The sequence below is a fragment of the Rhodococcus sp. 06-470-2 genome (assembly GCF_002258235.1).
Classification (GTDB): domain Bacteria; phylum Actinomycetota; class Actinomycetes; order Mycobacteriales; family Mycobacteriaceae; genus Rhodococcoides.
Genome location: NZ_NOYB01000010.1, coordinates 473,945 through 500,936, shown reverse-complemented (window position 1 = coordinate 500,936; position 26,992 = coordinate 473,945). Strand labels below are relative to the sequence as shown.

The following is a 26,992-nucleotide window of genomic DNA, read 5'->3' as shown; positions in this document are numbered from 1 at the left end:
GGATCCACGCACCTCGTCGGAATCCGCACCGCCTACAGGCACCGTGAATTTCCACGAGGGGCGTATGTGCGCGCGCGCCGTCCGCACCGGCCCGCACAGACAAAAAACTCCGACCCCAGCAGCGGGATCGGAGCAGTGGAGCCTCCTAACGGGATTGAAACGTTGACCGCTCGCTTACAAGTATGTTGCGAGACAACCAGATACGTCCGCATGGAACCACCATGGAGCTGCTGACCTGCATCGACCGTCCAAGCGGGACCATCCGAATCCACTCTCGTAGGTACCAACATGTGACACGCTCGTGACACCGAGACCCAACTCCACCCAAATACGGTAGTTGTAAACCGACGTTGTACAACACATCCGACACCTCGGCCCACTGGCTCGAACGAACATCAGTATTCTTTGGACCGACAAACACCCGGTCGTTCGCGCAGTCCCGTTGTGGTTGGTTTCGGTCTTGCCTGGCGTGAGGGCGAACGGTTGACTCGCGGCCCCGACGGGCAAGCCGGCGCACTGTGAATTTGCCGTCGGAACAGGCATTCGGAGTTGGGTGGGTCGTGCCGAATCTCAGGGAATCTCGATACCGGTCAGAACGAGCACCTTCTCCTGCGTCAGGTCCTCCATCGCCGAATGCACCCCTTCTTTGCCCATCCCAGAATCTTTGACTCCGCCGTACGGCATCTGATCGGCGCGGAAGCTCGGCACGTCACCGATGATGACCCCGCCGACGTCCAGGACGCGTGACGCAGTGAACGCCGTCTGCAGGTTCGACGTGAAGATGCCCGCCTGCAATCCGAATCGGGATTCATTGACCTGTTCGAGTGCCTCCGCATCCGAGGCGACTTTGCAGAGTACGACAACGGGCCCGAAGACCTCGTCGTCGACAACCTTGGCCCCTGGCGGTGCATCCTCGATGACCGTCGGTTCGACGACTGCGCCCGTGCGTCCGCCGCCGGCCAGAACGGTGGCTCCCCCCTCGACGGCTTCCTCGATCCACTCCTCCACGCGTACGGCTGCGCGCTCGTCGATCAGGGGGCCGACGTCGGTCTCGTCGTCGTCGGGTGAACCGGTCGACAGCGACGCGACGTGAGCCAGAATGCGGCGGCGCATGGCGTCGTAGAGACTGTCGTGGACGAAGACGCGCTGCACCGCGATGCACGACTGACCCGCTTGGTACATCGAGAATCGTGCGATCCTCTCGGCTGCGTACTCCTGTTTTTCCTCGTCGGCCCAGTCTGCGCAGACCACCACCGGGGCATTACCTCCGAGTTCGAGCGTGACGTGCTTGCGCGGAACGAGTTCTCGAATCGACCAACCCACCGGGACCGATCCAGTGAACGAGACAACCGGTAGCCGAGGGTCCACGACCATGTCCGATGCCTTGTCGTTAGAGACGGTCAGCACTGACCAAACACCCGCCGGAAGCGATGTCTCGGCGAGCATTTCGCCGAGCACCAAACTTGTCAGCGGGGTGGCCGGCGCAGGTTTGACGATGATCGGCGCGCCGACCGCCAGGGCTGGTGCCACCTTGTGGGCCACCAGATTCAGCGGAAAGTTGAACGGTGCAATTCCGAGGATGGGACCGCGTGGGACGCGCTGAATCAGCGCCAAGCGGCCGTCCGATCCAGCGTCGGTGTCAAGTCGCTGAAGATGCCCGCTCCATCGTCGTGCTTCCTCGGCCGCCCACCGAAATGTCGACACCGCGCGAGCGACTTCGACTCGCGCCCACTTGATCGGTTTGCCGGATTCGGCAGAGATGAGCCGAGCGATTTCCTCCCGACGCTCGTGCAGACGCGTCGAGACATGTACGAGCGCATCCGACCGAACGTGGGCCGGCGTTCCCGCGAACTCGTCCGCCACCGCGGCGGACGCCTCGATCGCGGCGTCGACGTGTTCCGACGCCGCTTCGAACACCGTCCCCACGATGCGACCGTCGAACGGATTGCGGATCTCGGTAGCGACACCGCTGGTAGTCGATTCGCCGGCAACCCAGTACGGAAAGTGTTTGGCAGACATCGGGATCTCCCTTTCGAGGGCCGAAAAGAATGCTCGCCGGCCCCGTGTCGGAGGCCGGCGAGCATGCGGGTGTGTACAGGGTCAGGTCAGACGGAGACCGAGGTGGACGCGGATTTCTGCAAGACCTCGAGCGCCTCGATAAGGTACGTCCGGAACACCGGGTGGTTCTCGCTCATCGGGAAGTGCCCGATGTCCTTCATCTCGATGAACTTCGCATTCTTGATCTGCGCAGCTGTGCGGGCACTGTCCTCAGGGGTGGTGAGGTAGTCGTAGTCGCCGGTCAGCATGACGACCGGGCAACGGTCGCCGTCGATCTGGTCGAGCTTGTCGCGCAGGTCGTGGTCCACGGAGTAGAAGTGCAAGTCGCCCTTGAACGCCTCGGATCCCTGCGTGTAGTAGAACCAGGTCTTCCAGCGGTCGGCTTCGGGCGACTGTGGTGCCATGAGATCCCATGTGCCACTTGCACACACCTGCGCAGCGTTCGCGTGGGGGTGCTGCCACCAGTCGAGGTAGAAGCCCGGTGAGTAGTCGGCTCCCTCGACCGGGATGACTCCGGCGAAGCGTTCCGGATGGCGAAGCGCCAGCTGCAAGGCGATGTTGCCACCGAACGACGAACCCATGAAGATCGGATTCTCCAGTTCGAGTGCATCGACCAGGGCCACGATGAAGTTGGCGTAATGGTCGGCCGAGAGCTTGTACTCCTCTTTCCACCACTCTGTGTTCTCCGGCGGATCGGACTTGCCGTGGCGGGGCAGGTCGTACGCGATCACGCGGTAATTCTGCGTGATGTCCTCGTCTTCGAGCAGTCCACGCCACTGGTGGTTGTGGCACCCGGCGGTGTGCTGGCATACCAACGGTTGGCCGGTGCCGTTCTCTAGGTAGAAGACCTTGTACAGAAGACCGTCGACGTCGACATCGACGTAATGGCCGGTCACAGGTGAAATCTTGCTCATGTTCTGTTCCTTCGGTGAGTCGTGTGTGAGTCGGGGACTAGACCGGAACGCCGACGGCGCGCAGCAGTTCGATCTGGCGGGTAACGCAGCGCAGGTTCTGCATCAGGACGAGGACATCTCCCTCGAGCTTCATGTCGCGCTGGAACGACGCCGCCCAGATGCCGTGAAACATCGGTGCCGGAACGGGAACTCCAAAGCCCTGCCACGTCTCGACGCCGGCGCGGATGGCGAACTGATATGGCCGGTCGAGCGGGCCTGGGTCGACGGCGATTGCGTGGACTTTGCCGTTCGACATCTCGATGACGAAGGAGTGGGTGTCCATGTCGAGGAGGTACGAGCAAGTGAAGTACGTGCCGTGCGCGGAGATCTCGGCGTCTGCGTCGGATGCTTGGGTGAACGCGTCGGCCCACTGTTCCGGGGTCTGGGTGGTGGTGTCGGTTGCTGTTGTCATGTGACCCATCACACGCTGGACCTGCGGGTTCGTCCAATACCAATCGGTCGCCCGATCGATAGGAAACAACTACTGGTGCTGGTCTAGCTGCGGGAATAGCATCGGGGACGTGAATCTTCCGTTGGAGCTCAGGCCGTTGTCGTATTTCGTGGCCGTCGCGGAAGAGCTTCATTTCGGCAAGGCAGCAGCGCGGCTGCATATCGCACAGCCCTCGCTCAGCGTCCAGATTCGCAAACTCGAACACTCCTTGGGAACCGCACTGTTCATCCGCGATTCCCGTCATGTCTCGTTGACCCCTGCCGGGGACAAGCTCCTCGAAGGGAGCAGGCAGCTTCTCGCCGATGCCGAGCGTGTCGCGTCGTTGACACGTCAGGTGGGCCGCAGCGGGCGCAACAACCTGATCGTCGGATTCCAGGCGAACGCTGCCGCGGAGCTGACGCCGGACATCTTGTCGGCTTTCCGTGCTCTCCACCCCGACGTCGCGGTCGAGATGCAGTCGTTCGACTTCACCGACCCCTACGTCGGACTCGGCGACGGGTCGGTCGACGTCGCGTTCGTCAGGCCGCCGGTCGTCGTGCAGGACTGGCTTGCGCTCGAGACACTGTTCGTGGAGCCGAGAGTGCTTGTCGTAGCATCCACTTCGCCTCTGGCGCAGCAAGATTCGACCAGTGTCGAAGAAGTGGCGGGGCAACCGTTCGTCGCGAGGCGCAGCCCGGAATCATGGAGGGACTTCTGGCTCGCCGTCAGCTCGAGGGATGGTGAGACCGTTCGTCTCGGTGCCGAAGTCTCCACTGTCGACGAGTGCTTCGAAGCCATCCTCTCCAGCAAGGGCGTGGCGTTCTCGCAAGCGTCGACTCAAAGATTCTATGCGAGGCCAGGTTTGGCATTCGTTCCGGTGACTGGCATACCCCCCACACCGTTGTCCATCGGGTGGCGTTCGGACGTCGACTCGCCTCTGACCCGCGACTTCGTGGCTGCGGCCCGCCGTGTCGCCGTCGATTGTCCGGTTCCGAACTCGTGGGCACCCCCGACCGCCGGCGTCCCGTCGCTCCTCGATCGCTACCAAGCCAAGCTCACGTCCTGAGACCCTCCCACAGGGTCGAGACTCAAAGCTTTCCTTGTCCCGTCCGGACTTCCCCCTTCGGAACACCTCGACACCCACAGTTGATATTTCAACAGTGCGTGTTTACCGTCAAGGTGTCGATGAACGACATCGACACCGGCACGGACGACCGCGGGCATATCCCCGCACAGGAGCGAGTTCGAACCACTCCCAGGTGAACACAATCCGCGGGGTACCACCGGTGATACCGAAAGCGGCGGGGAGACAACCACTCCCGTCGAAGGTTTCACCGTCGCAGCCGGGGAGGGCGAGCGGGTGTGGTTCGTCGCCGACACCATGATCTACAAGGCAACCGCCGAGAACACGGGTGGAAGCTTCGCAGTCATCGAATGCATCACCACCCCCGGCGGTGGCCCGCCCCCGCACATCCACACCAACGAGGACGAGTTCTGGACCGTTCTCGACGGGACGTTCGAGATCACCATCGGCGGCGCGACCCACGCCGCCGGGCCGGGTGACTTCGCGTTCGGTCCTCGAGGAATTGCCCACAGTTTCCGCAACACAGCAGATACACCGAGCCGAATCCTGCTGGGCTTCACCCCCGGCGGGATCGAAGGCTTCTTCCGCGAGTCCGGCCAACCCGCCACCAACAACGGCCCCGCCCCAGCCATCGACGACGCAGAGATCGCACGCATGATGCTCGCCGCACCCAAATACGGGATCGTCCTGATCGGACCAGACGCGTAAGAACACAACGCAGCGCTGCACGTAGCAGTGCACCTTCGATACTTCAGGCAGAGCTCCCGCACCCTGGCGTCACCGCCGGCGAAGCGCGGCCTACGCGATGTCCACTGAGGTCGATGAACGTGCCCGTCAAACTCGAAAACTACACTCGGGCGATGACGAGCGACCCCCAATGGCTGACCCGGGAGGAGATCCGGGCGTGGCTGACGCTCGCCGGTCTGGTCGAGTCGCTGCCGACAGTCCTGAGTGCCCAGCTCAAGCAAGACGCGGGAATCAACAACTTCGACTACATGGTCCTTTCATGTATGTCGGACACGCCCCATCAGACGGTCCGCAAGAGTGACCTCGCCGCATTCGTCGGTGGCTCTATCTCTCGCCTGTCACACACTCTGACCAAGATGGAGAATCGCGGCTGGGTGCGTCGCCGACCGGATACCGACAACGGTCGCTTCACAGAGGTGGCTCTGACGCAGGAGGGTAAGGACGTGGTCGCCCAGGCCGCCCCCCGGGCACGTCCGCGAAGTCAGGCGCGTCATGATCGACGTCCTAGGACACTCGCAGACGCTGCAACTCGGCACGCTCCTCGATCAGGTTCTCGCTGCGGTCAACCCCGATGTCCAACGCGTCTTCGATGAGCGCTTCCCCGATGTCGACCTCCACGCTTCCGACGGCTGATCGACCACCCAGCTCGCAAGATACGGGTCCGGACGCGCAAAAGCTTGCTCTCCCTATCGGATTCGGTCGGAGCATCCGCGAACTGCAATTCACCAGGCAACTTGTTCGTGGGCCCGAACCTCCGATACAAATCGGCCACTTCCGGTTCGAATGCGCCAATGCAATTGAGTGCCCACAGGTCCCACAGATCACGCGACGCCCGCCGCTCACACCAGGTCACCGTCTTACCCGCAACGAACGCGGGCTGCGTGGGCACCGTCAACTCAGCTCCCGGTGCATCCTCAAACCGTTGTTCGAGCCGCCGGTTTTCCAGCGGCCATGCTGGGCGACCCTCCGCCGACAGCAACTGCACCTTGACAGCCAGACCGGACTGCGACCTCACCACTGCACCGAGGCGCTCGGGCACCTCGCTGATCGCCGAGTCCCACACCAATCGCCCGTGGCTGCGCATCACCGCGCGTGGGAGAGCGCGGACGAGATCACGAGCGACCTCCGATCTGGAACCGACCGCAATCAGGTCGATGTCCTCACTGAGACGACCATCGACCAAATGGGTTCGAGCCAAGGCTGTTCCGCCGATGAATACATTCCGATCCGCGAAGTGCGCACTCAGATAGCCGAGCAGGTGCGAGATCAGGTGATCCCGTTCGACTTGAGCGCTCGCGACACCGAATTGCGTTGCCACCGTCTCCAGCTCGTCGGGATTCACTACTTCTCCCCCAACCGATCCTGCAGACGCGTCAGCGTCGTTCGCATCTTCTGAGCCCCAGCGATCTCGGCTAACGCTTCTGGACTGCACCGTCGATACAACTGCTCCACCGCCGGCCACACCTCACACTCGGCGTCACCGAGCCCGGACGCTTCACCAAATCCAACTCGGGCACGACGCGCTCCGCATCCAGACGTGCCGTGTCGCGCACAACTAGCCGAACCAGCGCCTGACGATCCGCCAACCGAATCGGATCGTGCCGCTTCGGCACAGTCACCACAGCCGTCGCCAACGCTCGTGGGATTACCCTGTGCAGCCGGGCCGCGCTGACACCCATTACGACGGCATCGTCGGCGGTTTAGGCCGCAATCGCGATACCTGCCGCCACAGCCTTCATACCCGGCATCCACCCGGTCCCGACCCGATCGTCGGGCACCGCCACCTAGAAGCCTTTTGCCACCAGATGCAGCAGACCCAAGTCCGTCAGCCGCGCAAGCTCGGCGCGCGGGTGCGCGTAGACATCGGCCGCCGTCGCGGCCCGCACCATCCGCATCGGAAGCCGAGCGAACTCCGAAGGTAGACCGGCCTGACGGCGTCGAACATCGCTTGTCGTCACAGACACCTCGATCCAGTGTCGGATACGTAGGCTCCAGGCCTACAGAACCGACACTGGATCCGACGGGCAATCCGGTCCGGCAACCTTCCGCCCAGTCCGTACGCGTCCACCTACATCCACGCGAACGCTCACCGATGAGTTGGCAACGAGTTGTGACATTCTGTGACACCGAACGCCGAATGGAGCCGCCGAACCAGCAAAACCCCAGGTCACAGTCGACACATAAACCCAGGTGGACGAACCGGGCTCGCGCAAGAAACGAGCGGCCGAGATAGGCCAAAAAGAGACGGCCCCAACCGTTTTCGCTGGTCAGAGCCGTCCGAAAGAGCCTCCTAACGGGATTGAACCGTTGACCGCTCGCTTACAAGGCGAGTGCTCTACCGCTGAGCTAAGGAGGCAGTGAAGCGAGGCAATCATATCCGTTCATCGGACGCTCAGTGTCAACAGGTACCTTGTCGGTGGATCACCCCAGCAACGTGTAAAGACGGTCATGACTTTCCTGCAAGACGTGACGGCTTCGCTGAGCCGTCTCACCGGTGAGCGTCGGGCCACCATCGATACACCGACCGCAGCACCGTCGCCCCTTCGTCCGATCGATCTGACCGACGATGCGTCGGTTGCGGAGGTCCTCGATCTCGCGGTTCGCGTCGGCGAAGTTCTGTTGGCCTCGGGCACGGCAGCGATGGATACGGCGACTCAGGTGCAGTTCATCGCCGCGACGTACGGCCTCGCACGGTGCGATGTGGACGTCACGTACAACTCGATCACCCTCAGTGCTCACCGCGGCCCGACGCGTCCCCCGGCGTCGACGATGCGCATCGTGCATTACCGGTCCATGGACTTCACGCGGCTGGCCGAGGTCGACCGTCTCATTCGCGCCGTGCGCGTGAAGATGGTGCCGCCTAGTGCGGCGCTCGAGCGGCTCGACGAGATCACCAAGGCTCCGCACCCGTACAACCGATGGATTGCGACTCTGGCGTGGTCCGGTATGGCCGCGGCCATCAGTGTGCTGCTCGGCGGTGGCGCGCTGGTTGCTGTGGTCAGCTTCCTGACGACGATGGTGATCGACCGCATCGGACGCGTACTCAACCGCGCGGGCCTGCCGTTCTTCTTCCAGCAGGTCGTCGGCGGCTTCGTGGCTGCGACACCGGCGATCACCCTCTACAACTTCCAGGACCAACTGAACATCGACATCTCGCCGTCGCAGATCATCGCGGCCGGCGTGATCGTGCTGCTCTCGGGTCTCTCGCTCGTCGGCTCGGTGCAGGACGCGATCACCGGTGCCCCGATCACCGCGGTGTCCAGATTCTTCGAGGTACTGATGATGACCGGCGGCATCATCGCCGGCGTCGCGACATCTCTGCGGTTGGCTGCGCTGATCGGCAGCGATCTACCGCAGATCAGCAATCTGGCCCCACCGGACATCCTGCAGGTCCCCACCAAGGTGATCGCCGGCGCGGCAGCGTCACTGTTCTATGCATTGGCCTGCTACGCCGAACGTCGTGCGCTGACGGCTGCATTCATGGGCGGCTTCGCGGGCTCGCTGGTGTATCTGCTCTCGCAGACTCTCAATGTGGGGCCGATCATCGCCTCGGCCATCGCCGCTACCGTCGTCGGATTCGCAGGTGGTCTGTTGGCACGTCGTGCGCTGATTCCGCCGTTGATCGTCGCCGTCGCGGGCATCACTCCGCTGCTCCCCGGCCTGGCGTTGTATCGCGGTCTGTACGCAATCCTCAACGACCAGCTACTGCTCGGCATCAGCTCGTTGTTCGCGGCGTTCGGCGTCGGCTGCGGTTTGGCCGCGGGTGTGACACTCGGTGAGTGGGGTGCCCGAACCCTGCGTCGACCACGCATTCTCGCGCGCACCGAGGAACTACTGCGCCCGACGCTTCGCCGCACAGAAGAACCGCGCCGACCGACAGTTCGTCGGCGGCGCGGTACGAGTCCTTCGTAGAAGGCGGAACTCAGGCCTCGGTGCTAGGGGTTCCCTCAGCGGATGCGCGTGCAGCAGCGTCGGCCTCCATGGCCTCACGCAGGCTGCGCGGACGCATGTCGGTCCAGTTCTTCTCGACGTACTCCAGGCACGCGGCACGGGTGTCTTCACCGAAGACGACACGCCATCCCTGAGGGACCTCGGAGAACGTCGGCCACAGCGAATGCTGGTCTTCGTCGTTGACCAGCACGAAGAAGCGTCCGTCTTCGTCATCGAACGGGTTGGTACTCATCTCGCCTCACTCGTCGCGAACGTTTGGTTGGTAAGTCTGCACCGTGAGGTGCCACACGACCCTAGCAACGCAGGTCGGGCCGTGGTGCCGTCAGGCCTTCAAGAAGCCGAGCAGTTCGGCGTTGACGGCCTCGGGACGCTCGAGATATCCGTAATGCCCGGCGTCCGCGATCTCCACATACCGGGCACCGGGGATGGCGTCGGCCAACTCCTTGCCCAAGTAGGGCGGGATCATCCGATCGTCGGCGAATCCGACCGACAGACACGGCACCGCCACCCCGCGATAGGCGGCAGTTCGATCGAAATCGTCGTCCATGCCCAGCTGAGCGCGCACTCCGGCGGACGGTGAGGACGCGGAGAACTCGAACAGGTCCAGCCAGTCACGCGCCCCGCGAGAATCACGCAACGTCGCGGGCGACAGGTTCATCACCGCGGTCACCGCGGCAGAGTAGGTGCCGGGAAGCTCCACGCGCTTGTCGTAGAGGGCTCGTTCACCCTGTGCAAGTGTTTTCTGGAACTCGTCGACCCGCGCGTGGCCGGCGAGGAACACCGCTTTGCGAACCAGGTCGGGCCTGCTCAGCGCAAGCTCCTGCGCGACGCGTGAGCCCATCGACGTTCCCACGACGTAGGCCTTCTCGTCACCGTTGCGGACGAGCTCGATCAGACCGGCGGTGTCGGCGACCATGTCCTCCATGGTGATGCCGTGTGTGCTCTCCGACGAGGGAGCGATGCCGCGATTGTCGAACGTGCACACCCGGTAACCCGCTGCTGTGAGCGCCGGCACCTGATGCAGCTCCCACACGCGACCGGGGCTGCCGGTGCCCATGACGAGAACGACCAGGTCTCCACTGCCCTTGACCTGGTAATTGATGTCGATGCCGTTGATCTTGGCGATTGGCATACGTCTCCTTACTGCTGATTCGTCCGTCGGGGATCGTATCGTCCGATACCGACGTGGGGTTACTCGAACAGCCAGTGGGTACCTGGTGTTACATGACTGACGAGAACGTAGCGGGCGAAGCACGCAAGGGACTGCTCGACGGAATCAAGGGCAAGGCCAAAGAGGTCGCGGGTGCGGTGACCGGCAACGACTCGTTGACAGCCGAGGGCCAGTTGCAGGCCGCGCAGGCCCGCGAGCGCAAGGAGGCCAACGCCACGGAGCGGGTCGCCGAGGCGCAGGCCACCGAGGCCGCCGAGGAGCTGGCCGATGTGCGCACCGCGGCGGAGAGCCGTCGGGAAGCCGCAGAAGAGAACGCCGCGGTCACCGAGGCCAACGCCGATCGGGTTCGCCAGACCCAGCTCGCCGCCGCCGAACAGGAGAAGCGTGAGGTAGTGGCGCAGGAGCGCGCTGCAGCCGAGGTCGACGCGACCGCCGAACAGATCGAGGCCGACGAGGACCGTCGCATCGAGCAGGCCGCGGCCGATTCCGACGAGATGGTGGCCGCACAGAAGCACCAGGAAGCACTTCGTCAGGCCGAAGCCGATCGCAAGAAGGCCGAAGAGCTCCGCAACCAGGCCTGAACCACTACCTCGAACCAGGAGTTTCGCTTCATGAGCGTTTTAGCCATACCACTCACCATCCTTCGCATCCAGTACAAGATCGCCCGAATTCCGTTGCAGCTCATCGAAACCAACGTCGTCGAGAAAATGAATGCAGAAGCACCCGCGCGTCTGGTGTACGAGCACACGCTCGGATCGCTGGACCGTGCCGTCGGAAACCTGTTGGGAGACAAGAGCCTCGCCGACCGCGGCGAGACCCTCGTCGACAGCACCGAGAACCGCGCCGAGGCAGCACGTCTCGACGCCGAGGCTCGGGCCAAGAAGGCCGCGGCCGACGACGAACTGAAGGTCGCTCGCGAGACGGCCGAGAAGGATCGCCGCGCAGCCGACGCCGCCGCTCAGGAAGCCACACGTGACGCCCGCCAGGAAGCCGAGCAACGCAAGCGCGAGGCCGCTCAGGACGCCGAGCGCAAGGCCGCTGCGGAAAAGAAGAAGGCCGACGAGCAGGCCGCTGCCGCCGCGAAGGCCGCCGAGGATCGCAAGAAGGCTCAGCAGGCCCAGGTCGACAAGCAGGAGAAGCTGGCCGCTGCGCCGTCCGAGGCCGAACTGGCCGAGGCCGCCGAGCGTTCCGACGAAGCCGCCGCAAAGAAAGACGAGGCGGAGCGCATCGAGAAGCTGTTCATCGCGGAGAAGAACAAGGACTGACTTCGGTCTTGTCGGCGAATGACGTCGACCGGTCCTATCTCCGACAGGACCTCACACCCTTTTTGCACGACTGCGCGCCCCTACTCGCATCAGAGTAGGGGCGCGCAGTCGTCGATCGGGGCGCGCGGTCCCACCATCAGTTGATCAATCGAGAACCCGAGCGAGAAACGCGGCGATGTTGTCTTCGACTGCAGCGGTTCGTGTCGGGACGTCGAAGTCCTCTTTGAACTGACGGCCCAGCGCCGGGGTCTTCTTCTTGCGCGCGTAGAGCGAGCAGGCGAGGTCCGAGCAGATGTAGGTGCCCACCGTGTTGCCGCGCCTGCCGGATTCGCCTGCTTTCGCGGCAGCCATCAGAGACACTCCGCCGTTGGCGTGCGTGGTGAGGCAGATGCTGCACATCTGCGCTGTGCGCGGACCACCGACTTTGTAGCGCAACGAGATTCCGCGCAGGCGATCCTCCGAAGGAACGACGATGTAGCTCCTCCCGGCGAGCTTGGGATCGACCCAACCGAAGAAGTCGAGATCGTCCCACGGCACAGCGTCGAACATGTCGGGAAGGGAGAGCCGACCGGCGTCGCCCTTGGAAGAGTTGACGAACGACGACCTGATGTCGCGTTCGGAGATCGGTTCCATGTCACTGCCTCCAGTGCTGTAAGAGTGTGTCGATTCCGTCGAGGATGCGGACCCAGGACTGCTGCGAGTCGGGGGCACTGTGAGCGAACGAGCCGGCCGCATCGAGGCTCGCGTAGCCGTGAAAGACACTGCCGAGCAATCGAACTGCGTGGACCTGATCCTCTTCGCCGAGGTCGTACCCGCGGAGAATCGCCTTCATCATCGCCGAGTGACGCACTCCCGCACTCGCGAGAGCGGTCTCGTGATCGAGTGGAAACTGCGTCGCTGCATAGCGACCTGGATGTTCGCGCGAATAGTCGAGATACGCGTTGGCGACGGCAACCAGAGCGTCCTTGCCCGCTCGGCCTGCCAGGGCCTCGGACACCCGATCGGCCAGTTCCTCCAACGCCAGCAGCGCGATCCCGACGTTCAACTCGTGCGAGTTCTTCAGATGCGAGTACAGGCTCGCCACCTTCACGTCGAAGCGTCTGGCTATCTCGCTGGCAGTCACGCGATCGAAGCCGACCTCATCGGCCAGATCCGCTCCTGCCTCCACGATGCGCTGCGCGGTCAATCCTGCGCGTGCCATGCCGGCCTCCTCGTCGATTCGAGGACACCGTAACCAAAACTAATAGCTTTAGGCAAATCCCTATATCGATCAGCGGCCTTGCCACGCCTCCCACAACTGTGCGTATCGTCCACCGGCCGCGACCAGCTCCTCGTGCGGACCCTGCTCCAGAATCCGGCCGTGCTCCAACACAACCACGCGGTCGGCCGCAGCGGCCTGCGTCAGGCGATGCGCGACGATCAACGTGCTGCGTCCCTTCGTGGCCGCCTCGGCGGCGGCCTCGAGATCGCGAGCACCGGAACTGCCGGCTTCCGCGGTGGCCTCGTCCAGCACCGCGACGGCGGGATCGGCGAGAACCAAACGTGCCAAGGCCAATTGCTGCGATTGTGCCGCGGTCAACTGGTGCCCGCCCTCACCGACGGCGGTGTCGAGTCCGTTCTCGAGCGCCTCGACCCACCCCCACGCTCCGACGGTGCGCAGCGCGGCTTCGACGTCGTCGCGACCGGCAGCCGGGGCGGCGAGCCGCACGTCGTCGATCAATCGGCCGGCGAACACGTGGACCTCCTGACTGACGATCGCCACATGTCGTCGTAACCCGTCGCTGCCCAGCGCATCCAGTGATGCTCCGCCGACACGAACCGTCCCCGCCGTCGACGCCATGGAACCGGCCGCGATCGCCGCGATCGTGGATTTGCCTGCACCGGTGGATCCGACGAGTGCGACGGTCTCGCCGTCACCGACCTTCAGGTTCACCCCGTGCAGCACCTCGTGCCCGGACTCGTACTCGTGCCGCAGATCGGTGACGTCCAAGGTGGCGTCGGCGGGCACGGAACCGTCGCCGACGGGTCGCTCGTCGGGGCTGTCGATGACGCCGACCAGACGCGCCAACGACGCACCGGCGGACTGGATGTCGTCGAACGTGAACAGCAGGGTGCCGATCGGATTGAACAGGCGATGGAACAGCAGCGCTGCGGCCGTCGTCTCGCCGACGGTGACGTAATCGCCTCGTACGAGCAGGAATCCGGCCAGCAGGATCACCGACAGTCCGACACACTCGGCGCGGTTGCTCCGAGATCCGAAGCGGGTGAACAGGCGGAACACGTCGACGCCGATGTCTCGGGCCTTCGCCGACGCTCGGTCGATCTCGCTCAGGTGCGCCGACTCGAGTCCGTACGCACGAACGGTTTTCGCGCCCTGCATGCTGCTGACGAACGACTGTGCTCGCTCCCCCATCGCGACGCGTTCGGCCGCGTACTTCGGCGCCGAGCGCGGCAGATACCACCGCAGCGCGAGGACGTACATCGGCAGCGCGACGAGCCCCGCCAGGCCGAGCCGCCAATCGATGCCGAGCATCGTGATCATGCTCAGACACACGAGCAGGATCGCACCGACCAGCTGCGGGATCACCTCACCGATCGACTTGGCCATCACAGCGACGTCGTCGCCGACCCGGGAGAGCAAGTCGCCCTTGCCCACTCGCTCCAATGTGGCAACGGGCAGATGCAGCGCGCGGCGCACGACGGCCTCGCGCAGCGACGCCAGAATGCCCTCACCGAGAGTGCTGATGAGATAGCCGCTGAAACCGGTGACGATGCCGCCGATCACCGCGGCCACCGAGATCACGACGACGACACCGATGATCGTCGACGTGTCGGCACCGTCGCGAACACGGTCGACCAGAACACCCAGCACGTAGACGGGTACCAGCGACATGGCCGCGGCAACCGCGCCGAGCAGCAGCGTCACCGCGGTGCGAACTTTCCGCAGACGCAGCTGTTCGAGCAGCCACCGACCGGAGCGAGCACCTGTGGCGATGGGAAGAAGTTCGGGGGTGGTCATCGCAGCACCGCGTCCTTGTACTGCGCGTCCGAGGACGCGAGATGGTGGTGCGTGCCCTCGGCGACGACGCGACCGTCGTCGACGACGAGAACGCGATGGGTCACCGACAGCAACGCGGGGCTCGTGGTGATGAGGATCGTTGTCTGCGAGCCTCGTTCGGTATGTCGAAGTTCGGCGATGCCGCGGGCGATGGCGTGCTCGGTGACGGCGTCGACGGCCGTGGTGGGGTCGTGCAGCACCAGGACCGGGGCGTCGACCGACAGTGCGCGCGCCAACGCCACTCGCTGGCGTTGGCCGCCCGACAGGCTGGCTCCGCGGTCGGTGACGGCGTGATCGAGACCGGCCTCGTGCAATTCGACGACATCGGTGGCCGCGGAGGCGTGCAGCACGACGTCGAGTTCGGCGTCGGGCCGCTCCCGGCCTGCGGTGACATTGCTGCGGACGGTTCCCGCGAACAGGTCGGTGATGTGGGGTTCGACGAGCACGGTCTCTCGGGCGCGTCGAAGATCGATCTCTCCCGCCGAAATACCGCCGATACGAACCGATCCGGTGTAGTCGCCGTCGGAGATCTGACCGGACAGCAGCGTAGCGAGCGCTTCCCCGTCCTGCGGTCGGTACGTGACCACGCCGAGCATCTCGCCCGGTTCGGAGCTGAACGTGAGACCGTCGAGCGATCGGAACCGAACGTCGTCGACGGCAAGATCTGTCTCTACCGGAACCGTTGACTCGGACTGCGGTAGAACGTGTTCCGCACCGAGTACGAGGGCGAGCCGATCGGCGGATCCGCGCACCATCGCCACCACGCCGGGGATCTTCGACAATCCGGTGAGAGGTTCGATGACGAACTGAGCGAGGCCGATGACGGTGATCAACTCACCGACCGAGATCCGGCCCTGCAGCGCGAACCACCCGGCGGTACCGGCGATTCCGACGGCCAGCAACGCGTTGACCGTTGCCGACAGGCCCTGATAGACGTTGTTCGCGCGAGCGAGCTTCAGAGTCGCAGCCAACGCTGTTCGACTCGATGTCACGAATCGCTGCGTCGCGGCATCTTCGGCACCGATTCCGCGAAGCGGCCGGACACCGCTGACCAGATCGGTTGCCATACCCGACACCCCGGCCACCTCGGCCTGCTGCGCGGTGGCAGCACGGGTGAGCAACGGAGCGAGTCGTTGCAGCGCGATGAGGATGACCGGTGTCCCGATGACGACGGCGAGACCGAGCGGAACGTCGATCACGATCAGCGCGACGGCGGACGCGACGACCGCCACCGCGGACGCGAAGACCCGTGCGATCAGATCGAGAATCCAGGACTCCTTCTCGGCGTCGGACGTCGAGACCGTCAGCAACTCGCCCGCCGACAACTCGGTACGCACACCCCGCGGATCGAGGACGCGACCGGCGACCTCCACGCGCACCAGGTGCGCCTCCCGCTCGATGGCGACCACGATGATGCGGGCACCGATCCGCCACGCGTACGACAGGGTGACGAACAAGGCCGCCAGACCGACCAACGAGAGCACCATCGCGGTCACATCACCGGTGTCGATGGCCCGCGAGACGATCAGTCCGATCGCCACCGGGACCATCGTTTCGCACAGTTGATGCACCCCGAACAGCAGCGACGAGACGATCAGGCGGGTGCGATGCCGTCGAACGGTGCGACGCAGAATTGCGGAGCCGGTGGCCGGAGAGGGCACCTCCACCACTGTCCGAGCGCGGCGGAGCGGCACAGAAACGGTCATTTGCTGCAGCCTAGGGCATCGGGAACTGGCGATGGGGTGCCACATTTACATAGAGTCGGGACCAACGAACACCATGTAAGCCCAGCAGAGAGTACGGAGAACACCATGCCTGCCAAGACCTCCACCGACAACGACATCGCCGACGAAGACATCGTCCCACTCGAATACGAGACGGCCAGCCAGGCTCAGCGCGTCGTCGCGGCCTACGCGACCGATGCCGACGAGTGCCGCATGTTGCTGTCGATGTTGGGTATAGATCCCGTAGCGAAGACCGACTGACGCTCTTCGCAGGACTGTTTACCCAAGGATCTACAAGCGGATTGGACAGTTGTGGCTGACGCCTCGCAGGGTTCGGATTTTGTCGTCGTAGCCAACCGGTTGCCGGTCGATCTGGAAAAGCTCCCGGACGGGAGCACACGATGGAAGCGAAGCCCTGGCGGGTTGGTCACCGCTCTCGAACCGATTCTGCGTGCCAACAAGGGCGCGTGGGTGGGGTGGGTCGGCGTCTCGGACGTCGACGTCGAGCCGTTCGTCGAGGACGACCTGCAGCTGCGGCCGGTGCCGATCAGCGAGAAGGAGTACACCCAGTACTACGAGGGCTTCTCCAACGCGACACTGTGGCCGCTGTACCACGACGTCATCGTCAAGCCGGAGTACGACCGCGACTGGTGGAACGCCTACGTCGAGGTGAACCGTCGCTTCGCCGAGAAGACATCCGAGGCCGCGGCACAAGGCGCGACGGTCTGGATTCAGGACTACCAGCTCCAGCTCGTCCCGAAGATGCTGCGGATGCTGCGCCCCGACCTGACCATCGGATTCTTTCTGCACATCCCGTTCCCGCCGATCGAGCTGTTCATGCAGATGCCGTGGCGCACCGAGATCGTCGAAGGACTGCTTGGTGCCGACCTCATCGGATTCCACCTGTCCGGCGGTGCCCAGAACTTCCTCTACCTTGCCCGACGCCTCGCCGGGGGAACCACGTCCCGCGGAACCGTCGGAGTGCGGTCGAAGTTGGGCGTCGTGCAGGTCGGCTTCCGGACCGTGCGAGTCGGCGCGTTTCCGATCTCCATCGACTCCGGTGACCTCGACACCAAGTCTCGCTCCAAGGCCGTCCGTGATCGGGCCAAGCAACTGCGCAAGGACCTGGGCAACCCCAAGCGCATCATGCTCGGCGTCGATCGCCTCGACTACACCAAGGGAATCGACGTTCGGCTCAACGCGTTCCGCGAACTGCTCGAAGAGGGCCGCGTCGATCCGGCCGAGAACGTCATCGTGCAGTTGGCGACGCCCAGCCGTGAGCGCGTCGAGAGCTACGTCGCCATGCGCGGTGAGATCGAGCAGCAGGTGGGCCGCATCAACGGCGAGTACGGCCAGGTGGGCCACCCCGTTGTCCACTACCTGCACCGTCCCATCCCCCGCGACGACCTGCTGGCCTACTTCGTCGCCGCCGACGTCATGCTGGTCACCCCATTGCGCGACGGCATGAACCTGGTCGCCAAGGAGTACGTGGCCTGCCGCAGCGATCTCGGTGGGGCACTGGTGCTCAGTGAATTCACCGGTGCCGCAGCCGAATTGCGACAGGCATACCTGTGCAACCCGCACGACCTCGACAGCGTGAAGGACGCTATCATCGGAGCCCTCGAGCAGGACCCGGAGTCGGGCAAGCGTCACATGCGCGCCATGCGCAGGCAGGTTCTCGCCCACGACGTCGACCGCTGGGCGCGCTCGTTCCTCACCGCGCTCGCAGCGCCGGCGGAGGGCACCAACCTCACCCGATAAATTCGCTTTCCTTCGAACCGTCGACGGCTGTAACTTTGGCGTCGACGGTTTCTTTTCGTGTATTCCAACAGTGAGGAGGTGGGCATCGTGGCCACCTGGACGAGCGCACACCCGAGCCCACGTCACTCCTCTCCGAAGGAACCCTCGCATGTCTTCTCTACTTCACTACGGCCTCGATCGGCACTGGCTCGATGAGTTCGAAAAGCATTCTCAGGACGCAGTTCTCGCCCGCGTAGTTCGCGTCGACCGCGGCGGATTCGACGCCGCCACCGAGAACGGAATCGCTCGATGTACGGGCGGTGCCGTCTGCACCGGGGATTGGGTGGCACTCGACGGAGAATCGTTCCGGCTGATCGCCATCCTGCCCCGCCGGACGGCAGTCGAACGCGCCTCCGCCGGAACCACATCCGACACACAGGTTCTCGCAGCCAACGTCGATACCGTCGTCGTCACGGTCGCGTCGGACACCGCCCTCGACCTCGGTCGCGTCGAGCGCTACATCACCCTTGCCTGGGGCAGCGGCGCTGTTCCCGTCCTCGCGATAACCAAGACCGACAGCGGAAGCGTCGCCGAAGAAGTGTTGTCGTCCGCCGCGCCGGGCGTCACCGTGTGCAGCACCAGTGCAGTATCGGACGGCGGAATCGATTCGCTGGCAGCACATCTGCACGGCACGGTCGCCCTGATCGGGCCGTCGGGCTCGGGCAAGTCGACACTCGGCAACGCCCTGTTGGGCGGCGCGGTTCTCGCCACCGGAGCGACCCGCGAGGGCGACAGCAAAGGCAGGCACACGACGGTGCATCGGGAATTGGTGCCCATCCCGGAGAGAGAGCTGGTGCTGCTCGACACGCCTGGACTACGTTCGGTGGGCGTCCAAGGATCGGAAGACGCTGTGGCGAGCGCCTTCTCCGACATCGACGAACTCGCCGCGTGGTGTCGATTCGCTGACTGCGCGCACGAACGCGAACCCGGGTGCGCGGTACTCGCCGCCGTCGACGCTGGCGAGCTCACCGACAGAAGGTTAAGCAACTACCGAAAACTGTTGCGAGAGAACGCCTGGGCCACCTCCAGGCACGATGCACGAGCACGCAGCGAGAAGCTGCGCGAGTACAAGCAGATCTCGAAGTCGCTGCGCCAGAAGTACGCCGTCGACGATAGAGGGCGGTAGGTCAGCTCTCGTCGAACAGTGAGGGGCTGTCGGTCTCCGTCTCTGCCTGCCGAGCCGAACCTTCACTGTTCGACGCCTTGCGCACCACCTCGACCGTGGTGGTGCGTACCGACAACCGATGACCGTCGTGGTGCTCGAGCAACGCCAGACCCTGACGGATCTCGAGCACCTTCCACGGGCCGGCATGCCCGGACGCCTGAACCAGGTCGCCTGGTGCGATCTCGGAAGCCACTGTTGTTCTCCATTCAGCGAGCAATCGGGTTCGAGCAAGTCTGTGACACACACCCTATCGGCCCTGCCCGGCCCGCAGCTCACTTGCTCGTCGAACAATTTAGGAGTACTCATGTAATAGTTGTAGATATACAAGCATTATCGTGGAGGTGAACGTGGCCGAGTTGACTCGACGACACCGGTATCTCGTGCTCGGCATCTGCTGCCTGAGCCTGTTCCTCGTCAGCACCGACAACACGATCGTCAACGTCGCGCTGCCGTCGATGCGCGCGGATCTGAACGCATCGGTCTCGGGTCTGCAATGGATCATCGACGCATACACGCTGGTCGTGGCATCGCTGTTGATGCTCGGCGGCTCGATGGCCGACAAGTACGGCCGCAAGCGCTTCTTCCTGATCGGCACCGGAACGTTCGTCCTCGGCTCCCTGCTGTGCAGCATCGCACCGTCGCTCGGCTGGCTCGTCGCCTTCCGCATGCTCCAGGCAATCGGCGGCTCGATGATGAACCCCGTCGCGATGTCGATCATCACCAACACCTTCACCGATCCGAAAGAACGCGCAGGAGCGATCGGCATGTGGGGTGCCGTCGTCGGCATCTCGATGTCGGCCGGCCCCGCCCTCGGCGGAGTCCTCGTCACCGGTGCCGGTTGGCAGTCGATCTTCTGGATCAACGTTCCGATCGGAATTTTCGCGCTGGCGATGACACTGAAGTTCGTCCCGGAATCCAAAGCCGAACACTCACGCAAATTCGACCCTGCAGGCCAGTTCCTCATCTTCGCGTTCCTCGCGTCCCTCGTGTTCACCATCATCGAAGGTCCCGCGAAGGGTTGGGGATCCCCGCTGATCGTGTTCACCGGCGCCGTCGCCGTCGGCTCTCTCGTCGGACTGCTGGTGGTCGAGTCGCGGATCGAGGAACCGCTCATCCAACTGAAGTTCTTCAGGAGCGCACCCTTCAGCGGAGCGACGGTGATCGCCGTGTGCGCGTTCGCATCCCTCGGCGGATTCCTGTTCCTCAACACCCTCTACCTGCAGGACGTGCGCGGATACTCACCACTGCACGCCGGTCTCTACACCCTGCCGATGGCGTTGATGACCTTGATCTTCGCGCCGATCTCCGGTCGCATCGTCGGCACCCTCGGAGCGCGCATTCCTCTGCTCGTCGCCGGAGTCGGCTTCGTGGCCTCGGCACTGATGCTCACCCGACTGACTCCGACGACGTCGTTCGCTTGGCTGGCCGTCGCGTACGTGATCTTCGGAATATCCTTCGGCATGGTCAACGCCCCGATCACCAACACCGCCGTGTCCGGAATGCCACGCAGCCAGGCCGGAGTGGCATCGGCCATCGCATCGACGAGCAGGCAGGTGGGTCAATCGCTGGGCGTGGCCGTCGTCGGATCCATCGTCACAGCGAGCATCGTCGGCGAGATCTCCGACGGCTTCACCGCCGCCGCGGTCCCTGCCTGGTTCGTCATCGCAGGCGCAGGCGTGATCGTCACCGCGCTCGCAGTGGTCACCACCGGCCGATGGGCACGCGCAACCGCCGATCGAATCGACCAACCGGTGCTCGTATGACCGGCGATGCAGCACACGTCTGGCGCGAGATGCGCGCACTGATGCTCGAGAAGCACGACACCCGAAGAGCCGTCGCCGACGCCATCGGGATGAGTTTCCTGCGAGCAAAGCTGCTGACCAAGTTGCTCACCGGCGATCGGACGATCACCGAGCTGGCCGAGATCCTCGCCTCCGACGCGCCGTACATCTCGCTCAACGTCCGCGAACTCGAGAAACGCGAGCTGGTTCTGCGTACCGAAGATCCCAAGGATCGCCGACGCCGCATCATCGGACTCACCGACACCGGACGTCTCCTCGCCGAGAAGGCCCGAGCAATCGCCGACGCCCCGCCGCCGGAATTCACGACAGTTTCCGCCGAAGACCTGGCGCACCTACGTCGGATTCTGCAACTGCCCTGATTTTCAGAGGACAGTGCTCGAGCGACGGATGGTGTCGAGTGGGGTGCCGATTTCGACCAGCGCGCGCACGGTCGCTGCTTCCATACCCGGTGAGCCGCAAACCAGGATCTGGCGATCCGGGAACGGCCCCTGCGTCGCGACGACGTCGGCCACACTGCCCTCCCAGCAATGCTCCGGCTCGAAGAACGATGCGCTGGAACCGATCTCGGCATGAATTCGGTCGTTCCATCGATCCGACGCCCACGGCTCGTGCAACTGATCGACCACGGGTACCACTGTCAACCACCGGAACTCCGCCGCCATCAGCCACAGCATGTCGCCCGCATACAGATCACGAGGCGACTTACCGCCGACGAAGAGCGTCACGTTCGGCGGCTGCTCTCGACGTGTGAGGTCGAGCAGAATCGCCCGCAACGGGGCGAGACCGGTGCCACCCGCAATCATGACCACATCGCGCCCTGAATCGTCGACATGGAGACCACCCTGCGGATCGCTGATCTGCCATACATGACCGGGCCGCGTCTCGTTGACGATCGATCCGCTCACCCAACCGGCAGGCACGGCTCGAACATGGAATTCCAGCTTGCCGTCTCGAGAGGGCGGCAACGCAGGTGAGTACCGCCGCGTCAGAGCAGTGTTCTGAGGAACCGTGACCGACACCGACTGACCCGCCCGAAACGGCACCGCGTCGCCCTCGAGTCTGATCACGGCGAGATCGTTCCGAAGACGGTGATACTGAACGACCGTCGAACTCCACGCCTGCATGCCGACCAGAATAGGGGTCGGCGCCGGGTGTCTCGCAAACGCGCGCGCGTTGGGCGGACGCGTCGGGTGGGCGCGCGTCGGAGTCGAGGTCGAGGTGGGCGCGCGTCGGGGTCGAGGTCGGGGTCGGCGCGCGTCGGCGTCGAGGTCGGGGTCGCGCGTCGGGGTCGGGCGCGCGTTGGGGTCGCAAACGCGCGCGCATTCGCTGAACGCGCGCGAAATGTCGACCGAATCACCGACGAAAATGCGCGCACCCGACAAAAGCGCGCGCGTTTGCGAGGAGGTGCGCCCGAGACACCCATAACGCAGCCCCCGTGAACCGATCCCGACCCACACAGCCCAGCCCCGCCCAGGTTCGCTCCTCAGCACCACTGGCCACCGCAAACGCGCGCGCATTCGCTGAACGCGCGCGAAATGGCGACCGAATCACCGGCAAAACTGCGCGCACCCGACAAGAGCGCGCGCGTTTGCGAACAGACGGGGCCGAAACTGCGCGCACCTGACAAGGGCGCGCGCTTTTGCGAACAGTCGCGGGAGAAACGTGAAGCGAATCTAACGCTGGTGGCGCGGCTTCCAGACCACGAGAGCGTTGCGCTGGATCGGCACCAGGTCGCGGCGATAACTGGCGTGCACGTTGGCCAAATCCTGAGCCAACTCCGAAACCCGTGCCTGCAATGCCTCGACCTGATTGGTCAGCTCGATGATGCGCTTGATACCGGCGAGGTTGACGCCTTCGTCCTGCGAGAGTCGCTGCACTTCACGGAGCAGTGCGACGTCACGCGGGGAGTAGCGTCGACCGCCGCCGGTGGTGCGGTGCGGGGTGACCAGTCCGAGCCTGTCGTAGGTGCGCAGCGTCTGCGCGTGCATACCGGCCAGCTGTGCCGCGACGGAGATCACAAAGATCTGCGCGTCGGGATCAGCTTGCGCTCCACCGCTTTTCGGGGAACCGCCCTCGGGAGGGACCGACATCACACACCTGCCCACCCGGCCCGCGGGTCGAATCCGCTGGCCTTCTCGGCTTCCAGATAGTTCTTCAGAGCGTCGGTAGCAGCATCGTCCAGTTTCTGCGGGACGGCAACTTTGACGGTCACCATCAGGTCGCCGGTACCGGACTTCTTCGGGATACCGCGTCCACGCACCCGCAGCACTCGGCCGTCGACGGTTCCCGGTGGCACCTTCACTCCGACGCGACCCTCGAGGGTGGGCACCGACAGCGTTGTACCGAGCACCAGTTCGCCGTAGCTCACCGGCACGGTCACCGTCAGATCGTCGTTGTTGCGGCCGAACACCTTGTCGGGCTTGACCCGTACGGTCACGAACAGGTCGCCCGACGGCGCTCCGCGCAGACCCGCTTCGCCCTGACCGGCGAGCCGGACCTTCTGTCCGTCGCTGATGCCGGCCGGTACCCGCACGGTGATGGTGCGGGTGCGGTTCTGCACTCCGGTACCACGGCAGTCGACGCACGGGTCGTCGATGATGGACCCGCTGCCACGGCAGTCGTCACACGGCTCACTGAAGCCGAACGCGCCTTGGTTTCTGTTGACGACGCCTTGGCCGTTGCATTTGGGGCACACGCGCGGGCTGGTTCCGGGCTTTGCACCGCTGCCGTGGCAGGTGGTGCACGAGGACGGGCTGGTCAACTTCAGGGGGACCGTAACGCCCTGTGCCGCTTCACGGAACTGCAGTGAGGTCTCGGTCTCGACGTCGCTGCCGCGTCGGGGCCGGTTGCTCTGGGTGCGCTGCTGCGCGCCGCCGCGATTGAACAGGCCGCCGAACAGGTCGCCGATTCCGCCGTCGCCGCCGCCCTGACCGAATATGTCGCCGACGTCGAAGGTCTGGCCTCCACCGCCGAATCCGCCTGCACCGGGCGAGAATCCACCGCCACCGCGGCTACCGAATCCGCCCGAGGCGAACAGTCGTCGTGCTTCGTCGTATTCCTTGCGCTTGGCCGGGTCGGCGAGGACGGCATGCGCCTCGCTGACCGCCTTGAACTTGTTCTCGGCCGAGGCGTTGCCGGGATTGGCGTCGGGATGGTTGTCCCTGGCCAACTTTCGGTACGCCTTCTTGATCTCTTCTGCAGTCGCGCTGGAGGAAACGCCCAGCTCCTTGTAGAAGTCCTTCTCGATCCACTCCCGCTGGCTCACCGGGCGTTTCCTCCTCTCGCTGTTTTCTGTCTACTGCTCGTCGGACGCAGGTGCATCCGATTCTTGCGCTGCACTGTCCACGACGCCGACCATCGCGGTCCGCAGGACGCGCTCGCCGAGCTTGTAGCCCGGACGCATCAGCGTCCCGACGACCGGACTGCTGCCGTCGCCCTCGTGGGAGACCGCCTCGTGGATGGCCGGGTCGAAGGCGTCGCCCTCGGCTCCGAAGGTGGTCAGGCCGATGTTCGAGAACACCCCTGCCAACTTGTCTGCCACAGCCTTGAGCGGTCCGGTTTCGAGATCGCCGTGCTGGCGAGCTCGCTCGAGGTCGTCGAGAACCGGAAGGAGCTGCGAGACGACGGACGCCTTCGCGTTCTCCGCTCCGGTCTGCTTCTCGCGGTCGGTACGACGCCGGTAGTTGGCGTATTCGGCCGACACGCGCTGCAGATCTGCGGTGAGTTCTGCGACCTGAGTGTCACGCGGGTCTTCCACGACGTCACCGTCGACGGTCCCTTCGTCCACCGAGTCGGGCTGGGGCGCAGCCCCGGTGCCCACCAGGGGCTCCGGAACTGCGTCACCTTCCCGTACTTCACCGGTCTCGGGATCGATCTTTCGCTTGTCCACGAAAGTGACCGGTTCTTGCTCGGTGTTCTCCGACGTCACTTCTTGTCCGTGTCGTCGGCGGGCTCGTCGACAACCTCTGCGTCGACGACACCGTCGTCAGCGGCCTGCGCGCCACCCTCTGCGCCGCCCTGCTCCTTGGCCTGAGCCTCGTAGATGGCGGTGCCGAGAGCCTGCGACTCGGTCGAGAGCTTCTCCACGGCGGTCTTGACTGCCGAGATGTCGCTGCCCGCGAGAGCCGTCTTGGCGTCGGCGATGGCGGTTTCGACGCGTCCCTTGAGCTCGGCGTCGACCTTGTCCTCGTTGTCCTTGACGAACTTCTCCGTCTGGTGGACGAGGGACTCGGCCTGGTTGCGGACCTCGGCCTCTTCACGACGAGCCTTGTCCTCGTCTGCGTGAGCTTCCGCGTCGGCGACCATGCGGTCGATCTCTTCCTTGGACAGGCCGGAGCCGTCCTGGATCTTGATCGTGTTCTCCTTGCCGGTGCCCTTGTCCTTGGCCGTGACGTGCACGATGCCGTTGGCGTCGATGTCGAAGGTGACCTCGATCTGCGGGACGCCGCGAGGAGCCGGGGGCAGCTCGGTCAGCTCGAAAGAGCCGAGGAGCTTGTTGTGCGAGGCGATCTCGCGCTCACCCTGGAAGACCTGGATCTGCACCGAGGGCTGATTGTCGTCAGCGGTGGTGAAGGTCTCGGAACGCTTCGTCGGGATGGTGGTGTTGCGCTCGATGAGCTTGGTCATCACGCCACCCTTGGTTTCGATGCCGAGGGACAGCGGCGTGACGTCGAGGAGCAGAACGTCCTTGACCTCACCCTTGAGCACACCGGCCTGCAGTGCAGCACCGACGGCCACGACCTCGTCCGGGTTGACGCCCTTGTTGGGCTCGCGTCCGCCGGAGAGTTCCTTGACCAGCTCGGAGACTGCGGGCATACGCGTCGAACCACCGACGAGCACGACGTGGTCGATGTCCTTGACGGCGATGCCGGAGTCCTTGACCACTGCCTGGAACGGCGCACGGGTGCGGTCGAGCAGGTCGGAGGTGATCTTCTGGAACTCCGAGCGGCTGAGCTGCTCGTCGAGGAAGAGCGGGTTCTTGTCGCCGTCGACCGTGATGTACGGGAGGTTGATCGAGGTGCTCTGCCCGGAGGACAGTTCGATCTTCGCCTTCTCGGCGGCCTCACGCAGACGCTGCAGAGCCATCTTGTCCTTGGTCAGATCGATGCCGTTCTGAGCCTTGAACTTGTCGACGAGCCAGGTCACGATGCGCTCGTCCCAGTCGTCGCCACCGAGGTGGTTGTCGCCGGACGTCGCACGGACCTCGACGACGCCGTCGCCGATTTCCAGGAGCGAGACGTCGAACGTGCCGCCACCGAGGTCGAACACGAGGATGGTCTGCTCGCTGTCGCCCTTGTCCAGGCCGTATGCGAGAGCTGCCGCGGTGGGCTCGTTGACGATGCGCAGGACGTTGAGGCCGGCGATCTGGCCGGCTTCCTTGGTGGCCTGACGCTGTGCGTCCTCGAAGTAGGCGGGAACGGTGATGACCGCGTCGGTGATTTCCTCACCCAGGTAGGCCTCGGCGTCGCGCTTGAGCTTCTGCAGCGTGCGCGCGGAGATCTCCTGAGGGGTGTACTTCTTGCCGTCGATCTCCACGGTCCAGTCCGTGCCGACGTGGCGCTTCACGGAACGAATCGTGCGGTCGACGTTGGTGACCGCCTGGTTCTTCGCGGGCTGGCCGACCAGCACTTCACCGTTCTTGGCGAAAGCGACGATCGACGGGGTGGTGCGTGATCCCTCGGAGTTGGCGACGACAACCGGTTCGCCGCCCTCGAGGACGGACACGACCGAGTTGGTGGTCCCGAGGTCGATACCGACCGCACGAGCCATAATGTTTCCTCCTGT

General features: G+C 64.4%; 28 protein-coding genes, 1 tRNA gene and 2 pseudogenes. 13 read left to right on the top strand and 18 right to left on the bottom strand.

Annotation, left to right across the window (positions count from 1 at the left end; all coding sequences use genetic code 11):
• Positions 1–570 precede the first annotated feature (570 nt).
• The 3 genes from CH276_RS05750 to CH276_RS05740 all read right to left on the bottom strand — a co-directional run bounded on the left by CH276_RS05750 (position 571) and on the right by CH276_RS05740 (position 3,423).
• The gene (locus CH276_RS05750) at positions 571–2,019 is read right to left on the bottom strand and encodes an aldehyde dehydrogenase family protein (protein WP_094630311.1); all 1,449 of its coding nucleotides are present in this window, start codon (positions 2,017–2,019) and stop codon (positions 571–573) included.
• Positions 2,020–2,105: 86 nt separating this feature from the next.
• Positions 2,106–2,972, bottom strand: a complete 867-nt coding sequence (locus CH276_RS05745; RefSeq protein WP_008719926.1) for an alpha/beta fold hydrolase — start codon at positions 2,970–2,972, stop codon at positions 2,106–2,108.
• 37 nt (positions 2,973–3,009) lie between these two features.
• Positions 3,010–3,423, bottom strand: coding sequence for a hypothetical protein (locus CH276_RS05740; RefSeq protein ID WP_094630630.1), 414 nt, complete (start codon positions 3,421–3,423; stop codon positions 3,010–3,012).
• 109 nt (positions 3,424–3,532) lie between these two features.
• Between CH276_RS05740 and CH276_RS05735 the strand changes: the two genes are divergently transcribed.
• From CH276_RS05735 to CH276_RS28895, 4 genes and pseudogenes are all read left to right on the top strand, one after another.
• Positions 3,533–4,507, top strand: coding sequence for a LysR family transcriptional regulator (locus tag CH276_RS05735; protein WP_094630310.1), 975 nt, complete (start codon positions 3,533–3,535; stop codon positions 4,505–4,507).
• Positions 4,508–4,801: 294 nt separating this feature from the next.
• Positions 4,802–5,233: a cupin domain-containing protein gene (locus CH276_RS05730; protein WP_094630309.1), complete on the top strand. Its 432-nt coding sequence runs from the start codon at positions 4,802–4,804 to the stop codon at positions 5,231–5,233.
• Between the two features lie 113 nt (positions 5,234–5,346).
• Positions 5,347–5,619 (top strand): annotated as a pseudogene (locus CH276_RS29265) (hypothetical protein); the annotation flags it as partial.
• A gap of 145 nt (positions 5,620–5,764) precedes the next feature.
• Positions 5,765–5,905 (top strand): hypothetical protein, encoded by a 141-nt coding sequence (locus CH276_RS28895; RefSeq protein WP_254924215.1) that lies wholly within the window; start codon positions 5,765–5,767, stop codon positions 5,903–5,905.
• Between the two features lie 70 nt (positions 5,906–5,975).
• Here CH276_RS28895 and CH276_RS28890 read toward each other — a convergent pair.
• Positions 5,976–6,455, bottom strand: a pseudogene (locus CH276_RS28890) (nucleotidyl transferase AbiEii/AbiGii toxin family protein); the annotation flags it as partial.
• Here CH276_RS28890 and CH276_RS28885 point away from each other — a divergent pair.
• Positions 6,345–6,668 (top strand): hypothetical protein, encoded by a 324-nt coding sequence (locus CH276_RS28885; protein ID WP_254924214.1) that lies wholly within the window; start codon positions 6,345–6,347, stop codon positions 6,666–6,668. The pseudogene CH276_RS28890 and the gene CH276_RS28885 sit on opposite strands and share 111 nt — an antisense overlap.
• 388 nt (positions 6,669–7,056) lie before the next feature.
• Here CH276_RS28885 and CH276_RS28880 read toward each other — a convergent pair whose 3' ends face one another.
• Positions 7,057–7,236 (bottom strand): hypothetical protein, encoded by a 180-nt coding sequence (locus CH276_RS28880; protein ID WP_254924161.1) that lies wholly within the window; start codon positions 7,234–7,236, stop codon positions 7,057–7,059.
• Between the two features lie 320 nt (positions 7,237–7,556).
• Positions 7,557–7,628 (bottom strand) — tRNA-Thr (locus tag CH276_RS05710).
• 92 nt (positions 7,629–7,720) lie between these two features.
• Between CH276_RS05710 and CH276_RS05705 the strand changes: the two genes are divergently transcribed.
• Positions 7,721–9,184, top strand: coding sequence for a threonine/serine ThrE exporter family protein (locus CH276_RS05705; protein ID WP_094630307.1), 1,464 nt, complete (start codon positions 7,721–7,723; stop codon positions 9,182–9,184).
• A 10-nt stretch (positions 9,185–9,194) separates the two neighbouring features.
• Here CH276_RS05705 and CH276_RS05700 read toward each other — a convergent pair whose 3' ends face one another.
• Both CH276_RS05700 and CH276_RS05695 read right to left on the bottom strand, forming a co-directional pair.
• On the bottom strand, positions 9,195–9,455 hold the full coding sequence (locus CH276_RS05700) for an MbtH family protein (protein ID WP_008710007.1): 261 nt from the start codon (positions 9,453–9,455) through the stop codon (positions 9,195–9,197).
• 90 nt (positions 9,456–9,545) lie between these two features.
• Positions 9,546–10,355, bottom strand: coding sequence for an alpha/beta fold hydrolase (locus tag CH276_RS05695; protein ID WP_094630306.1), 810 nt, complete (start codon positions 10,353–10,355; stop codon positions 9,546–9,548).
• 92 nt (positions 10,356–10,447) lie between these two features.
• Here CH276_RS05695 and CH276_RS05690 point away from each other — a divergent pair, with 92 nt between their 5' ends.
• Together CH276_RS05690 and CH276_RS05685 are read left to right on the top strand one after the other, a co-directional pair.
• Positions 10,448–10,975 (top strand): general stress protein CsbD, encoded by a 528-nt coding sequence (locus tag CH276_RS05690; protein WP_094630305.1) that lies wholly within the window; start codon positions 10,448–10,450, stop codon positions 10,973–10,975.
• Between the two features lie 30 nt (positions 10,976–11,005).
• Positions 11,006–11,659, top strand: a complete 654-nt coding sequence (locus CH276_RS05685; RefSeq protein WP_094630304.1) for a hypothetical protein — start codon at positions 11,006–11,008, stop codon at positions 11,657–11,659.
• 144 nt (positions 11,660–11,803) lie between these two features.
• Here the strand turns inward: CH276_RS05685 and CH276_RS05680 are convergent, their stop codons facing one another.
• From CH276_RS05680 to CH276_RS05665, 4 genes are all read right to left on the bottom strand, one after another.
• Positions 11,804–12,292, bottom strand: a complete 489-nt coding sequence (locus tag CH276_RS05680) for an FBP domain-containing protein (RefSeq protein WP_094630303.1) — start codon at positions 12,290–12,292, stop codon at positions 11,804–11,806.
• A gap of 1 nt (position 12,293) precedes the next feature.
• Entirely contained in the window at positions 12,294–12,860 is a 567-nt protein-coding gene (locus tag CH276_RS05675) for a TetR/AcrR family transcriptional regulator (RefSeq protein ID WP_094630302.1), read from the bottom strand.
• Positions 12,861–12,929: 69 nt separating this feature from the next.
• Positions 12,930–14,678, bottom strand: coding sequence for an ABC transporter ATP-binding protein (locus CH276_RS05670; RefSeq protein WP_094630301.1), 1,749 nt, complete (start codon positions 14,676–14,678; stop codon positions 12,930–12,932).
• Complete coding sequence (locus CH276_RS05665) at positions 14,675–16,423, bottom strand: ABC transporter ATP-binding protein (protein WP_176459118.1); 1,749 nt, start codon at positions 16,421–16,423, stop codon at positions 14,675–14,677. Before CH276_RS05665 ends, CH276_RS05670 begins: the two co-directional genes overlap by 4 nt.
• Before the next feature lie 105 nt (positions 16,424–16,528).
• Between CH276_RS05665 and CH276_RS28390 the strand changes: the two genes are divergently transcribed.
• The 3 genes from CH276_RS28390 (at position 16,529) to rsgA (ending at position 19,367) form a co-directional block, all read left to right on the top strand.
• Positions 16,529–16,702: a hypothetical protein gene (locus CH276_RS28390; protein ID WP_008710019.1), complete on the top strand. Its 174-nt coding sequence runs from the start codon at positions 16,529–16,531 to the stop codon at positions 16,700–16,702.
• A 51-nt stretch (positions 16,703–16,753) separates the two neighbouring features.
• Positions 16,754–18,202 (top strand): alpha,alpha-trehalose-phosphate synthase (UDP-forming), encoded by a 1,449-nt coding sequence (locus CH276_RS05660; protein WP_032396066.1) that lies wholly within the window; start codon positions 16,754–16,756, stop codon positions 18,200–18,202.
• Between the two features lie 148 nt (positions 18,203–18,350).
• Entirely contained in the window at positions 18,351–19,367 is a 1,017-nt protein-coding gene (gene rsgA / locus CH276_RS05655) for a ribosome small subunit-dependent GTPase A (protein WP_094630300.1), read from the top strand.
• Position 19,368: 1 nt separating this feature from the next.
• Here rsgA and CH276_RS05650 read toward each other — a convergent pair whose 3' ends face one another.
• Positions 19,369–19,599 carry a hypothetical protein gene (locus CH276_RS05650; RefSeq protein WP_032396068.1) on the bottom strand — a complete coding sequence of 77 codons (231 nt, stop codon included), beginning with the start codon at positions 19,597–19,599 and terminating at the stop codon, positions 19,369–19,371.
• A gap of 154 nt (positions 19,600–19,753) precedes the next feature.
• Between CH276_RS05650 and CH276_RS05645 the strand changes: the two genes are divergently transcribed.
• Both CH276_RS05645 and CH276_RS05640 read left to right on the top strand, forming a co-directional pair.
• Positions 19,754–21,169 carry an MFS transporter gene (locus CH276_RS05645; protein ID WP_045200377.1) on the top strand — a complete coding sequence of 472 codons (1,416 nt, stop codon included), beginning with the start codon at positions 19,754–19,756 and terminating at the stop codon, positions 21,167–21,169.
• On the top strand, positions 21,166–21,567 hold the full coding sequence (locus tag CH276_RS05640) for a MarR family winged helix-turn-helix transcriptional regulator (protein WP_176459117.1): 402 nt from the start codon (positions 21,166–21,168) through the stop codon (positions 21,565–21,567). Before CH276_RS05645 ends, CH276_RS05640 begins: the two co-directional genes overlap by 4 nt.
• A gap of 3 nt (positions 21,568–21,570) precedes the next feature.
• Here the strand turns inward: CH276_RS05640 and CH276_RS05635 are convergent, their stop codons facing one another.
• The 5 genes from CH276_RS05635 to dnaK all read right to left on the bottom strand — a co-directional run bounded on the left by CH276_RS05635 (position 21,571) and on the right by dnaK (position 26,977).
• The gene (locus tag CH276_RS05635; protein WP_045200378.1) at positions 21,571–22,332 is read right to left on the bottom strand and encodes an FAD-binding oxidoreductase; all 762 of its coding nucleotides are present in this window, start codon (positions 22,330–22,332) and stop codon (positions 21,571–21,573) included.
• A 549-nt stretch (positions 22,333–22,881) separates the two neighbouring features.
• Positions 22,882–23,298: a heat shock protein transcriptional repressor HspR gene (locus CH276_RS05630; RefSeq protein WP_094630298.1), complete on the bottom strand. Its 417-nt coding sequence runs from the start codon at positions 23,296–23,298 to the stop codon at positions 22,882–22,884.
• The gene (dnaJ, locus tag CH276_RS05625) at positions 23,298–24,473 is read right to left on the bottom strand and encodes a molecular chaperone DnaJ (RefSeq protein ID WP_094630297.1); all 1,176 of its coding nucleotides are present in this window, start codon (positions 24,471–24,473) and stop codon (positions 23,298–23,300) included. The genes CH276_RS05630 and dnaJ overlap by 1 nt, the downstream gene beginning before the upstream one ends.
• A 30-nt stretch (positions 24,474–24,503) precedes the next feature.
• Positions 24,504–25,136, bottom strand: a complete 633-nt coding sequence (gene grpE, locus CH276_RS05620) for a nucleotide exchange factor GrpE (RefSeq protein ID WP_032396072.1) — start codon at positions 25,134–25,136, stop codon at positions 24,504–24,506.
• Positions 25,133–26,977 carry a molecular chaperone DnaK gene (gene dnaK / locus CH276_RS05615; RefSeq protein ID WP_032376212.1) on the bottom strand — a complete coding sequence of 615 codons (1,845 nt, stop codon included), beginning with the start codon at positions 26,975–26,977 and terminating at the stop codon, positions 25,133–25,135. The genes grpE and dnaK overlap by 4 nt, the downstream gene beginning before the upstream one ends.
• Positions 26,978–26,992: the final 15 nt, after the last annotated feature.